Origin of the sequence: Microbispora triticiradicis (assembly GCF_005864065.1) — a bacterium.
In the GTDB taxonomy this organism is placed as follows: domain Bacteria; phylum Actinomycetota; class Actinomycetes; order Streptosporangiales; family Streptosporangiaceae; genus Microbispora; species Microbispora triticiradicis.
The window spans coordinates 426573-438831 of record NZ_VANP01000004.1; the positions used below are offsets into that span (position 1 = coordinate 426573).

General features: G+C 72.4%; 13 protein-coding genes. 8 read left to right on the top strand and 5 right to left on the bottom strand.

Going from position 1 to position 12259, the window contains the following annotated elements:
• The first annotated feature begins 167 nt into the window (after nt 1-167).
• Nucleotides 168-1190 carry an alcohol dehydrogenase catalytic domain-containing protein gene (locus tag FED44_RS13320; protein ID WP_111701291.1) on the top strand — a complete coding sequence of 341 codons (1023 nt, stop codon included), beginning with the start codon at nt 168-170 and terminating at the stop codon, nt 1188-1190.
• An 81-nt stretch (nt 1191-1271) separates the two neighbouring features.
• Nucleotides 1272-1532, top strand: coding sequence for a winged helix-turn-helix domain-containing protein (locus tag FED44_RS13325; protein ID WP_111701292.1), 261 nt, complete (start codon nt 1272-1274; stop codon nt 1530-1532).
• Here FED44_RS13325 and FED44_RS13330 read toward each other — a convergent pair.
• On the bottom strand, nt 1529-2380 hold the full coding sequence (locus tag FED44_RS13330; RefSeq protein ID WP_138460820.1) for a helix-turn-helix transcriptional regulator: 852 nt from the start codon (nt 2378-2380) through the stop codon (nt 1529-1531). The two genes, FED44_RS13325 and FED44_RS13330, sit on opposite strands and share 4 nt — an antisense overlap.
• A 113-nt stretch (nt 2381-2493) precedes the next feature.
• On the opposite strand from FED44_RS13330, the gene FED44_RS13335 reads away from it, so the two are divergent.
• On the top strand, nt 2494-3369 hold the full coding sequence (locus FED44_RS13335) for an NmrA/HSCARG family protein (protein ID WP_111701294.1): 876 nt from the start codon (nt 2494-2496) through the stop codon (nt 3367-3369).
• A 43-nt stretch (nt 3370-3412) separates the two neighbouring features.
• On the opposite strand, the gene FED44_RS13340 is transcribed toward FED44_RS13335, so the two are convergent.
• From FED44_RS13340 to FED44_RS13350, 3 genes are read right to left on the bottom strand one after another with little or no spacing between them, the layout of a single operon-like run.
• Nucleotides 3413-4024 carry a GNAT family N-acetyltransferase gene (locus FED44_RS13340; protein WP_138460821.1) on the bottom strand — a complete coding sequence of 204 codons (612 nt, stop codon included), beginning with the start codon at nt 4022-4024 and terminating at the stop codon, nt 3413-3415.
• Entirely contained in the window at nt 4021-5493 is a 1473-nt protein-coding gene (locus tag FED44_RS13345; RefSeq protein ID WP_138460822.1) for an APC family permease, read from the bottom strand. Before FED44_RS13345 ends, FED44_RS13340 begins: the two co-directional genes overlap by 4 nt.
• Before the next feature lie 37 nt (nt 5494-5530).
• On the bottom strand, nt 5531-6130 hold the full coding sequence (locus FED44_RS13350; protein WP_167521461.1) for a GOLPH3/VPS74 family protein: 600 nt from the start codon (nt 6128-6130) through the stop codon (nt 5531-5533).
• Nucleotides 6131-6548: 418 nt separating this feature from the next.
• Between FED44_RS13350 and FED44_RS36375 the strand changes: the two genes are divergently transcribed.
• Entirely contained in the window at nt 6549-7085 is a 537-nt protein-coding gene (locus FED44_RS36375) for a hypothetical protein (protein ID WP_208758956.1), read from the top strand.
• Between the two features lie 81 nt (nt 7086-7166).
• Complete coding sequence (locus tag FED44_RS13360; RefSeq protein WP_111701298.1) at nt 7167-7367, top strand: DUF3072 domain-containing protein; 201 nt, start codon at nt 7167-7169, stop codon at nt 7365-7367.
• A gap of 109 nt (nt 7368-7476) precedes the next feature.
• On the opposite strand, the gene FED44_RS13365 is transcribed toward FED44_RS13360, so the two are convergent.
• Entirely contained in the window at nt 7477-8340 is an 864-nt protein-coding gene (locus FED44_RS13365) for an SDR family oxidoreductase (protein ID WP_138460824.1), read from the bottom strand.
• A 134-nt stretch (nt 8341-8474) separates the two neighbouring features.
• Between FED44_RS13365 and FED44_RS13370 the strand changes: the two genes are divergently transcribed.
• From FED44_RS13370 to FED44_RS13380, 3 genes are all read left to right on the top strand, one after another.
• Nucleotides 8475-10331 carry a pentapeptide repeat-containing protein gene (locus FED44_RS13370; protein ID WP_167521462.1) on the top strand — a complete coding sequence of 619 codons (1857 nt, stop codon included), beginning with the start codon at nt 8475-8477 and terminating at the stop codon, nt 10329-10331.
• Nucleotides 10332-10449: 118 nt separating this feature from the next.
• Nucleotides 10450-11334, top strand: coding sequence for an ABC transporter substrate-binding protein (locus tag FED44_RS13375; protein ID WP_111701301.1), 885 nt, complete (start codon nt 10450-10452; stop codon nt 11332-11334).
• Nucleotides 11325-12242 carry an amino acid ABC transporter permease gene (locus FED44_RS13380; protein WP_111701302.1) on the top strand — a complete coding sequence of 306 codons (918 nt, stop codon included), beginning with the start codon at nt 11325-11327 and terminating at the stop codon, nt 12240-12242. The genes FED44_RS13375 and FED44_RS13380 overlap by 10 nt, the downstream gene beginning before the upstream one ends.
• Nucleotides 12243-12259: the final 17 nt, after the last annotated feature.

The window sequence follows — 12259 nt, forward strand, 5'->3', positions numbered from 1 at the left end:
CGGCTCCGGTGGACGGGCCCGGCCCTCGAGCGTTTCACCGCCCACGCGGCCGCCGGGCCGGCGATCACGGAACTCACGGCCGCAGGCTTGCGATCACCGGGGTTACGATCGACGGGAAGACGATCTCAGGGGGCGGCGATGGCGTCGAGGGACGCGGAGGGCGGAGCGTGAAGGCCGCCCGGCTGCACAAGGTGGGCGACATCCGGCTGAGCGACGAGCCGCCGCCCGTCCCGGGCCCGGGCGAGAGCCTGGTGCGGGTCACCGCGGTCGGCCTGTGCGGCTCCGACCTGCACTGGTACGCCGAGGGCGGCATCGGCGACGCGGTGCTGGACACGCCGCTCGTGGTGGGACACGAGATCGCGGGGGTGATCGAGGGCGGTCCCCGGGACGGCACGCGGGTCGCGGTGGACCCTGCGATCCCGTGCGGCCGATGCGCGGTCTGCGCCACGGGCTACGGCAATCTCTGCCCGGACGTCCGCTTCGCCGGGCACGGGACGCTCGACGGCGGCCTGCGAGAGCGGATCGCCTGGCCCGACGACCTGCTGCACCCGCTGCCCGCCGCGCTCTCCGACGGCGACGGTGCCATGCTCGAACCGCTGGGCGTCGCGATCCACGCCGTGGACCTCGGGCACGTCCCGCTGGGCGCGCCCGTCGCCGTCGTCGGCTGCGGGCCGATCGGCCTGCTCGTGATCCGGCTCGCCCGGCTCGCCGGAGCCTGCGCCGTCGTCGCCGTCGACCCGCTGCCGCACCGCCGCGCCGCGGCCCTGAGGTACGGAGCCGGCCTGGCGCTGTCGCCCGAGGAGGCGGCGGAGCCCGGCGTGTGGCGGGAGGTCGACGGCTCGGCGGGCCTCGGCGTCCGGGTGGCGTTCGAGGTGGCGGGCGACGACGACGCCGTACGCCTCGCCATGACCGCGGTCCGGCCCGGCGGGCGGGTGGTGCTGGCCGGGATCCCCGACGAGGACCGCACCTGCTTCCCCGCGTCGCTCGCCCGGCGCAAGGGCCTGACGATCGCCCTCGTCCGGCGGATGAACCTCACCTATCCCCGGGCGATCCGGCTGGCCGCGGACCGGCTGGTCGACGTGTCGGCGCTGATCACCGAGCGTTTCCCGCTCACGGCCACTGCGGAGGCGTTCACCGCCGCCGTCTCGCGGCGCGGGCTCAAGGTCCTGGTCGAGCCCGGCCGCCACTGACCCACCACCGAGCCGCCGCTGAGCCGCGGCAGGACCGGAACCGGCAGGATTGGACCGCCGGCCGCCGGGCAGGGCCATGACGTGGCTGTCACCGACGATTCCGGCGAGCCGGTCCCGGCGTACCGGCGGCTCGCGGCGATGCTGCGCGAGGAGATCGTGCACGGCCGGATCGAGCCGGACCGTCCCCTGCCCTCGGAGGAGCGCCTGGTGCGCGAGCACGGGTTCAGCCCCGACGACGTCCGTCGTGCCGTCGGCGTGCTGAGCGGCGAGGGCCTCGTGTACACGATCGAGGGGCAGGGGGCCTACGTCTCCACCCGGGCCGAGGAGACCGGCGGCGGCTAGTCCCGGCCGGTCCGGCCGAGGAGGGAGGCGACCCGTCTGCGGGCGTCCTCGCCCACCGGCACCTGAAGCACCAGCACGAGATCGGGGTGTCCCATCGGGCGCATCTTGAACATCTCCAGGTCGAGCCGCCCGATCTCGGGGTGGTCGATCCCGACCGTCACCGGCCGGAAGCGGCGCACGGGGTAGTCGGCCCACCATTCGCGGAACTCCCGGCTGACCTCGCTGAGCTCCTCCACCAGCGCCGCGAGCCGCGGGTCGCCGGGCCTGCGTCCCATCGCGGCGCGGAACTGGCTGATCACGGCGCGGGCCGCGGGCTCCCAGTCGACCATGCGGGCGCGGTTCGCGGCGTCGGTGAACATCATCCACAGCAGGTTCCGCCGGCCCGGCGGGAACGTCAGCGGATCAAGACGGAGCAGGGTGTAGGAGGTGTTCCAGGCCACATAGTCGAAGCACGTGTCGTAGAGGGAGGCGGCGTTCGGCGCGGCGGCGTCGACCAGGCGCCGGAGCCGGGCCGCTGCCGCCGCCTGCTCCCCGCCGGGAGGCGGCGTGTCGGGCGGGGCGAGGCCCGCGAGGTCCCGCAGGTGGTGGTGCTCGTCGGGGTCGAGCCGCAGCGCGCGGGCCAGCGCGTCGATGACCTGCGCCGACGCCGAGATGTCCCGCCCCTGCTCCAGGTAGGTGTACCAGGTGACGCCGACGCCCGAGAGCTCGGCGACCTCCTCGCGCCGCAGTCCGGGGGTGCGGCGCAGGGCCGGATCGCCTTCCGGCAGCCCGACGTCGGCGGGCCGCAGGCGGGCCCGCTGGGCACGCAGGAACGCGCCGAGCTCGGCCCTGCGGTCCGAGTCCCTCACGCGGCGGCCGGGCGCGAGACTGGCAGCACGAGTGCCAGGACCGCCGGACGCCGCCTCGTTATCGTGACGGCCATGATCCTTCACAGGGCGAGTCTCCCAGGGAGGCGGGTGTCATGAGTGATCGCGTACTGGTGATCGGCGCCACCGGGCGGCAGGGCGGCGCCACCGCCCGCGAACTGCTCGCCCGCGGGCGGACCGTGCGCGCCCTGGTGCGCGACCCGGGCTCCCCCGCCGCGGCGTCCCTGGAGCAGGCGGGGGCCGAGCTCGCGGTGGGCGACCTGGACGACGAGGCGTCGCTGCGCCGCGCCATGCGGGACGCCGAAGGGGTCTTCCTGGCGCTGACCATGATGCAGGGACCGAGGATCACCGTCGAGGGCGCCGCCGCCGAGGAACGGCGGGGGCTGACGGTGGTCCGGCTGGCCGCCGAGGCCGGCCTCGGGCACCTGGTGTACAGCTCGCTCCCCGGCACCGACGCCGGCTCCGGCATCCCCCACTTCGAGAGCAAGGCACGGATCGAGCGGGAGATCCACGCGCTCGGGCTCCCGGCGACGATCCTGCGCCCGGTCTCCTTCATGGAGAACTTCCTCACCTACAGTCGTCCCTCCGTGGAGGACGGCACCCTGGTCCTGCGGCTTCCCGCACGGCCCGGGACGCCGATGCAGCTGATCTCCGTCAGGGACATCGGGGTCTTCACCGCCCTCGCCTTCGAGCGTCCCGGCGGGTACGTCGGCCGGACCGTCGACATCGGCGCGGACGAGCTGACCCCGCCGGAGATCGCCGCCGCGTTCGGCCGGGTGAGCGGCCTGCCGGCCCGCTTCGAGCAGATGCCGATCGAGCAGGTGCGCGCGTTCGACGAGCACCTGGCCCGGATGTTCGAGTTCTTCGACGAGCACCCGGCCGGCGGTGTCGACCTGAAGGCCCTGCGGGCCGAGCATCCCGGTCTGACGACGTTCGAGACCTGGCTGCGCACCACCGGCTGGAAGCCGTGAGGCGCGGGACGTCACCGGCGGCCGGGATGCCACGCCCGTACGGCTATTCCGCGGGCGGCCGGGGCTCGCGCCACATGGGATACATGACCGGGCCTCCGGGCAGCTGGATCAGTTCCGGCATGTCCACGTAGCCGTGGCGGAGGTAGAGCCGCCGGCTCGCCTCGCTGCTCGCCTCCAGGTAGGCGGGCACCCCCTCGGCGTCGAGCCGGCGATGGTGCTCCTCCAGCAGCATGGTGCCGAGGCCGCGGCCGGTCCTCCCCCGCTCCAGGGCGATGAAGTTCAGGTAGTGGTGCGGCTCGTGCGGATGGTGCTTCTCCAGCAGCTCGCCCAGGGTGTGGTAGCGTCCCGCGTTCTCCCCGGTGAAGGCGTCGATCTCCGCCCGCTCGCCGGGGATCTCCGGGAACGGCGCGGTGAACCAGACGGCCACCCCGGCCAGTTCGCCCGCCTCATGGATGCCGTAGACGTCGCCGTGCTCCATCGCGTGCGCGGCGTACATGGTGAAGAACCTCCGCTGGAGGGGCAGGCGGTCCTCCTGGCGCGGGACGAGCCACGCGGTGATCGCGTCGACGTGGAAGGTCTCCGCGATCAGGTGGCCGGTCGCCTCCGCGTCCGTCATCCGGCTGATCACCGAACGCGCCGCGTCCGCCGCGCTCACCGGGGGCCTCCCGCCGCGGCCTGGGCGCCGAGGCCGATGCCGGCATACACCTCGGGCCGGGTCGCCCTGATCACCCGGGCCCAGACGACGCCGAACACCACCGCGACGACGTAGATGGACGGCAGGATCCACCGGATCGGCGAGTCGGGCGCGACCCCGAGGACCGTGTCGAAGTTGACCAGCGTCAGCGCGATGATCACGACCAGCGCCACGATCGACAGGGCGGGGGCGAAACGCGTCCGCCAGGCCGTCTCTCCCCGGAGGTCGCGGGAGAAGTACACGATCACCGAGATCGAGGTGACCGTGAGCAGGGTCAGCAGCCCGAGGCCGCCGAAGGCGCCGAAGGTGAAGAACAGCTTCGTGACGGGGTCGAGTCCCGAGACGGCGTAGATCGCGATCACGATCAGGCCGAGCGCGGTCTGCAGCACCGACCCGGAGATCGGCGCGGCGGTGCGGGCCGAGGTGCGGCCGAACACCGAGGGCAGCACGTTCTCCCGGCCGAGGGCGAAGATGTAACGGGCCGTGGTGTTGTGGAAGGCGATCATACAGGCGATGCTGCTGGTCACGAACAGCACCGAGCCGACCGTCGCGACGGTGCCGCCCAGGTGCTCGGCCGCCTGGCCGAAGACGAGCGTGGGACCCTGCTCGGTCGCCGCCTTGACGATCCCGTCCGGGCCGGTCGGCACCGTCTGTGCCCAGGCGGAGATCGAGTAGAGGATGGCGATGACCGCGATGCCCAGGTAGGTGGCGACGGGCACGGTGCGGAGGCGGTCCTTGGACTCCTCGGCGAAGACGACCGACGACTCGATGCCGGCGAAGCCCGCGACGACGGTGGCGAGCGCGGCGCCCACGCCGGGCACGAACAGCGCCGCGGGGCTGTAGCCCTCGAAGCTGACGCCGTTCCGCGCGCCGCCGAACAGGTCGCCCAGGTCGAACAGCAGGACGACGGCGATCTCGCTGACCAGCAGGACCGACAGGATCCGGCCGTTGATGTCGACCCGCAGCAGGCCGAGCAGGCCGGTCAGCGCCCAGGCCCCCAGCGCGATGACCCACCACGGGGGCGAACCGCCGAACCAGTCCAGGAGCAGCGGCTCCGCCGCCGACCCGATGATGCCGTACAGGCCGAGTTGCAGCGCGTTGTAGGCGAGCAGCGCCACCCACGCCGTCACCACGCCCTGCGTCCGGCCGAGACCCTGCGCCGCGTAGGCGTAGAAGGCGCCGGCGTTCACCACGTGCCTGGCCATGGTCACGTAGCCGACGGCGAAGAGCGAGAAGACCCCGCCCAGCAGCAGGAACGCGAGCGGCACGCCGATCACGCCCGTCACCGCGTACGCCGTGGGCACCGAACCCGCGACGACCATCAGGGGCGCCGCCGCGGAGATGACGAAGAACACGATGGACGGCACACCGAGCCGGTCCTGGGCCAGTGCGGCGGAGACGGCGCTCGGCCGTTGCTCTGTCAGGGACACCTGGAACTCCGTGAGGGGATTTGGGGGGGGCGGGTGGTCACCGGCGGCTGAGGACGGCCTGGCCGACGGCGGCCTTGGTCTGGGCGACGAGTCTCTGCATGGGGGCCGGGAGCATGGCGATCACCGCGGCCACGAAGCGGGGATCGTGTTCCGACAGCACCCGCTGGGCACAGCCGGCGGCGTCCAGCAGTCCCAGGAGGACGCGGTCCCGGGGGTTCGGCGGGGTGCGGCGCTGGACGGCGAGGTTCAGGCGGGCGAGCGGCCACGCGGCCGTGCTCATGTCCGCGGGAGCCGGGGGCTGGTGCTTCAGCAGGTGCCTGACCGGTGGTTTGAGCAGCTTCCCGGCGATCATCCTGGCGGTCACCTCGGCCTCGGCCGTACGGGCGAGGAACAGCAGCCACGTGCTCACCGGATGGTACGGCTCGGCGACGACGTGGCCGAGCACCCTCCTGGTGAAGGCGTCATCGCCGTCCTCCCCGGCCGCCGCGTGGAGGCGTTCGGGGTTCGACGTGAGATCCAGGGTCACCCGCTCGGCGAGCATCAGCTCGGCGAGGACGCCGCCGGCCAGTGCCAGCCCCGCGAGCCGTGAATGCAGGTGTGGATGACCCGTCGCATTGTCGTGCAGGACGAAATACAAGTCATCGACAAGAGACGGGCTCGAAAGATCGCTTTCAGCCACGGTCGGCGATGATATCGGCGCTTTGTTTCATTTGTCATCGCCCGGGAATCATCAAGGCGAGAATGGGAACGCGTTTTCCCATCACGACGCGAATTATGCCAACCGAAACCCGCTTTTTGGTTTATGCGAGCGCATCGCGCGCTCCAGCCGAGGAGTCCTCACCGGAGCAGGGCGTTCACCACGATTGTGAGCAGGATCGACGCGACGATCGAGATGATGATCATAAGGATGCACCCCGTCGCGCCGCCAAGTGGACGAACCCTGAAATTTCCTGGCATGAGGACCTCCCGTCGCCGCTCCTTCCACGGCCTACCCTTGGCCTCCGCCGCGAACCGGCCCGCGTTTTGTCCGTTTTGAGGGTGGGCATCGAGGGCCTATGACCACCCAGGACGACAGGGGCGCGGTGGTCCTGGCCCGCGCCCACGGCCTCTTCAACATCGCGGGCGGACTGTGGCCGCTCCTGCACCTGACGAGCTTCGAGAAAGTGTACGGCCCGAAGACCGACCGCTGGCTGCAACGGACCGTCGCGGGCCTGCTGGTGGGGATCGGCTGGACCCAGGTCCGCGCCGCGCGCACGCCGGACGGCGTCCGGCAGGCGCGCCGTCTCGGCATGGCCACCGCCGCGACGCTTCTCACCACCGATCTGCTCTGCGTGCCCACCGGCCGCATCAGGCCGACCTATCTCCTCGACGCGGCGGCCGAGGCGCTGTGGCTGCGCGCCTGGCGGGGCGGCACCGTACGGCCCGAGCCCCGGGCCGGCCGTACGGGGTCGGTCCTCGCCGCGGCGGCGGCGCTGGCGGCCGGGTGCGCCACCGGCGGCCTGCTGGCCTCGCGGGTGCTGCGGCGCCCGCCGGAGCAGGAGGTGTCCGAACTGACCCGGGCCCACTACCTCCGTCATCCCGCCGCGAGGTGACGGGTGCCGGCCTCTGCCCTCCACCGGGTTACGTCTCCCGGCGACGGGTAGAGCGAACGGCAGTTCGACATTGGAGGGACGATGGACCGAGGACCGGTGGAGAAGGACCCCGAGGACTGGGCGACCGGGGACGAGCCGATGACCGCGCCGCAGGAGTCCTACCTGCGCACACTGGCCCGGGAGGCCGGGCGTGACGTGCCCGAAGGGCTCAGCAAGGCCGAGGCCTCCACGTTGATCGACGAGTTGCAGGACCAGAGTCGCCGCCTGAACGAGAACGGGTGACCGCCGCCACCCGTCCCGTCGCCGCCCCGTGCGCGGCGGCCGGGCGGGCGGACGACCGGCCGCCCGGGTGGGAGGATCCACCCGGGCGGCCCACGCCGTCCTCGCCCGGCTATCCGGGCAGCGTCTCGCCGCCGATCGGCGCGAGGACCTCACCCGTGTAGTACGACGAGAGCCGGTTGGCCGCGAAGAACACGTACGACGGGGCGATCTCGTCCGGGTCGGCCGGGCGGCCCATCGGCACCTGCTCGCCGAACTTCTCCACCTTCTCCTCCGGGAAGGTGGCCGGGATGAGCGGCGTCCAGACCGGGCCCGGAGCCACGGCGTTGATCCTGATTCCCCGGTCGACCAGCACCTGGGCCATCGCGTAGGTGAACGCGTTGATCGCGCCCTTGGTCGCGGAGTAGTCGATCAGCTGCTTGTTGCCGCGCAGCCCGTTGATCGACGAGGTGTTCACGATCGACCCGCCCTCGGGCATGTGCCGCAGCGCGGCCTTCGTCACCCGGAAGTAGCTGTGGATGTTGACGGCGAAGGTGTGTTCCCACTGCTCGTCGGACAGCTCCTCCAGCCCCTGCACGGGGGTCTGCGTGGCCACGTTGTTCACCAGCACGTCGATGCCGCCGAGTTCGCGGACGGTGCGCTCGACGACCTCCTCGCAGTGCCGGCGGTCGGCGAGATCGCCCGGCAGGAGCAGGCAGGTGCGGCCCTCCTGCTCCACCAGTTTCCTGGTGTGCTCGGCGTCCTCGTGCTCGCTCAGGTAGGCGATGGCGACGTCCGCCCCCTCCTTGGCGAACGCCACGGCGACGGCCCGGCCGATGCCGGAGTCGCCCCCGGTGACGAGGGCCCGCTTTCCGGCCAGCAGGTCGCGGCCGGTGTAGTCGCGCATCTCGTCCCTGGGCTCGGGGCTCATCTCGCCCGTCCGGCCGGGATACGACTGCGTCTGCGGTGGCGGTGTGGAGTTCGACTGCTCAGACATGCACCCCGCGTACCCCTGCCCGGCCAGGGCAAACGGCAGTACGCGGCGGTGGGACGGTCGCCCGGCGGATACACAGTGTTACCTATCCATCACGCTTTAGCGTCCCGAGATGGGACATCATGTATGACGTTGACATGACATCCCGGCCGAAGATCGCCCTCATGGACGTCGTATGGAGGACGTGCGGCGCCTCCCCCGGCTGCCCGGGCATCGCCCGCGAGCCGTACGGCCGGTGCCTGGCGCACCTGACCCCCGCCGAGACCGGCGCCGTCCTGCGGGACCTCGCGCCGGGCCAGGCGCTGGACCTGCGCGGCACCACCGTGGCGGAGGACCTGCTCGCCCATCTGCTGGACCGTCTTGAGCGCCGTGTCGGACGGGCCAGGTTCGACCACGCGGTCTTCACCGGCCAGGCCCGGTTCGGCGAGGTCGCCTTCACCGGGGACGCGACCTTCGACCACGCCCGGTTCGACCGGCTCGCCTCCTTCTACGGCGCCAGATTCCTGCGCAACGTCTCCTTCCGCGCGGCCCGGTTCGCGCGTGAGCTGTCCCTGCACGACGCGCGGGTGCGCGGCCACGCCGCCTTCGACCACGCCACGATCCGCGGCGACGCCCTGTTCGGCGCGGCGCGCTTCGGCGGCGACCTCCCCGCCGAGAGCACGCCCGGCGGCACGCCGTCCCCCGGCACCCCGCCCTTCCGGGCCACACCGAACGTCTCGTCGGAGGGGACCCGGAACACCCCGCTCGCGGAGGCGCTGAACGTCTCGTTCCCAGGGGCGCGGAACGCCTCATTCCACGGCGGACAGGACGTCTCGTTCGAGGGAACGCAGTTCCGCGGGTTCGCGGCGTTCGACGCGGCGGTGTTCGCGGGGGACGTCGTCTTCCGCGGCGCTCGGTTCCACCGGGCCGTCTCCTTCCGCGGCGCCGTCTGCGCGGCGACCGCCGCCTTCGAGGGAACGCGGTTCCAGGGCGCGGCCTACCTGGGCCCGATGCGGGTCGGGCGGCGACTGTCCCTCGCGGGTGTGCGGGCCGGAGCGGCGCTGCACCTGGAGACCGGCGGGTGCCGCGTGATCCTCCGGACGGCGGACGTCGCCGGGCCGCTCGTCGCGCGGCTGTCCGACGCCGACCTCGACCTGCGGGGCGCCGTCCTCTCCGGGACGTCGGCGGTCACCCGGCGCGCCGGCCGGCTGCGGGTGACCTCGCTCGACGGTCTCGACGCCGCGGCGCTCACGCTCACGGGGGCCGACCTGCGCGGGTGCGGTCTCGGCGGGCTGCGCCGCCCGGAACGCCTGCGGCTGCGGGAGTGCCTGTTCGCGGCGACGCCCGGCGGGATGCGGCTGCGGCTGGGCTGGCCGCCGGTCCGGTGGTGGAGCCGCCGCCGCGTCCTCGCGGACGAGCACCTGTGGCGCGGCTGGGACGAGGCGGGGTTCGCCGGGTCTCCGGAATCCCCCGCCTCGCCCTTGCCACGGTCCCGCGGATCAGCCCGGTCGCGGGCGTCCCGGCCGCAGGGAGCACCTCGGTCGCGGAAGCCCCCACAGGAGTCGCCGAGGTCGCCATGGGCGCCGGGATCGCCGGACGCCGCCCGGCTGGCCGTCCTGTACGAGCGGCTGCGGCCGGGCGTGGACGACGCCAGGACCTCCGCCGACTTCGCGTTCGGCGCCATGGACATGCGGCGGCTCGGCAGTTCCCGCGGCCGGGCCAGGCTGCTGCTCTCGCTCTACTGGCTCGCCTCCGGGTACGGCCTGCGGACGGGCCGCGCCCTGGGGTGGCTGACGCTGGTGACGGCCGTCGCCGCGGGCGCCGTCTGCTGGACGGCCGGAGCCCGTCCGGCACGGCCGCCGGTCGGCCAGCGCCCCCAGGTGGCGGTGGTCGGAGCGGTGATGCGGGACGGGGTGCGGGCCGGAGTGCGGGGCGGGGTACGCGCGGGGCTGCGGCCGGCGGCGACCGCCTCCCGCCCGGCCCACTCCCACGCCCTGCCCACCCGCGCGGGCTGACCACGGAGCCCTGAGCATCGAGAACGTCGATGCTCAGGGCCGCAAGCGTTCACGATCCTTACGAGCGTGACCTCCTGTCGCCAGCATAAGCTCAATCGTTCGCGAAACAGGAGGTTCCATGACAAAGCGCCTATCTGTGGCCATAGTCGGCGCGCTGGTCGTGTCGGCGCTCGCCGGCGGCTGCGGGCGTTCGTCGTCGGAGACCGCCGCGGGCGACAACGCGGCGGCGACGGCGAACAAGACCGCCAAGGACCTGGTCCCGGAGGATGTGCGCAAGACCGGCACACTGCGGGTCGCCACCTCCGAGGGCTACCCGCCGATGGAGATGTACAAGAAGGGCACCCAGGAGCTCACCGGGGTCGACCCCGACCTCGGCGCGGCCATCGCGGCCAAGCTGGGGCTGAAGTTCTCGATCACCAACGCCGCCTTCGACGGGCTCATCCCGGGCCTGCAGGGCGGGCGCTGGGACATCGTGATGTCCTCGATGAGCGACACCGAGGAGCGGCGCGCGGCGGTCGACTTCGTCGACTACTTCAACGCCGGCGGCGCGATCATGGTCAAGAAGGGCAACCCCGAGGGGATCAAGACCCTCGACGACCTGTGCGGCCGCACGGTCGTGCTGGCCAAGGGCAGCTCCAACCTCGCCATCGGCGAGAAGCAGAACGAGAAGTGCGCCACCAAGATGAAGATCATGCAGAGCGAGGACGCGCCCACCGGCCTGCTCTCGATCGACTCCGGGCGCGCCACCGCGACCATCGTGGACTACCCCGTCGCCGTCATGTACGCCAAGGACACCGGCAAGTACGACGTGCTGTCCGAGCAGTACGACGCCGGGCCGTGGGGCATCGCCGTCGACAAGCGGAAGAGCGCGCTGCGCGACGCCGTCGCCAAGGCGATGGAGGAGCTTCAGGCCGACGGCGGCTACAAGGCCGTGCTGGACTCCTACGGCGTGACGGCCAACGCCGTCGACGGCGTGCTGGTCAACACCCAGCCGTGGAAGTGACCCAGGAGAAGGCGCCCGCCGCCGAACTGCCGATCGACGCCGTGCGCCCCGCGCGGCCCGGCCGGTGGCTCGGCGCGGCGGCCGCCCTGCTCTTCCTCGTGTGGCTGGCCTTCACGGTCATCGTCAACGAGAACCTGCACTGGGACGTCATCGTCGCCTACCTGGCCGACGGCAGGATCCTCGGCGGCCTGTGGGTGACCATCCAGCTCACCGTGCTGTCCATGGCCATCGGCCTGGCGCTGGGCGTGCTCGCCGCCGTCATGCAGCTGTCGGACAACCCCGTGCTGCGCGGCACCTCCGCGCTCTACACGTGGTTCTTCCGCGGCACGCCGCTGCTGGTGCAGCTGATCTTCTGGTTCAACATCGGGCTGGTCTTCCCCACCTTCGCGATCGGCGTCCCGTTCGGCGGGCCCAAGCTGATCGAGTGGCAGGCGAACGAGATCATCACGCCGTTCACCGCGGCGCTGCTCGGCCTGGCGATCAATGAGGGCGCGTACATGGCGGAGATCGTCCGCGCCGGCATCCGCTCCGTGGACCCGGGCCAGCGGGAGGCCGCCGAGTCGCTCGGCATGTCGCACCGGCAGGTGCTGCGCCGTGTGGTGCTGCCGCAGGCCATGCGGGTGATCATCCCGCCGACCGGCAACCAGTTCATCTCCATGCTGAAGACCACGTCGATGGTCTCGGTCATCGCCGGGGCCGAGCTGCTCACCGTGGCGCAGCGCATCTATCTCGGCAACTTCGAGGTCATCGCGATGCTCGTCGTCGCGTCGATCTGGTACGTCGTGCTCACCACGATCGCGAGTGTCGGGCAGCATTTCGTGGAGAAGCGGTTCGAACGCGGCCACGTGCGGCTGTCCTCCCGCGTACGCCGCAACCTGCGGCCCCTGACGTCCAAGGAGCCCTCGTGAGCGCCCCCGCTCAGTCA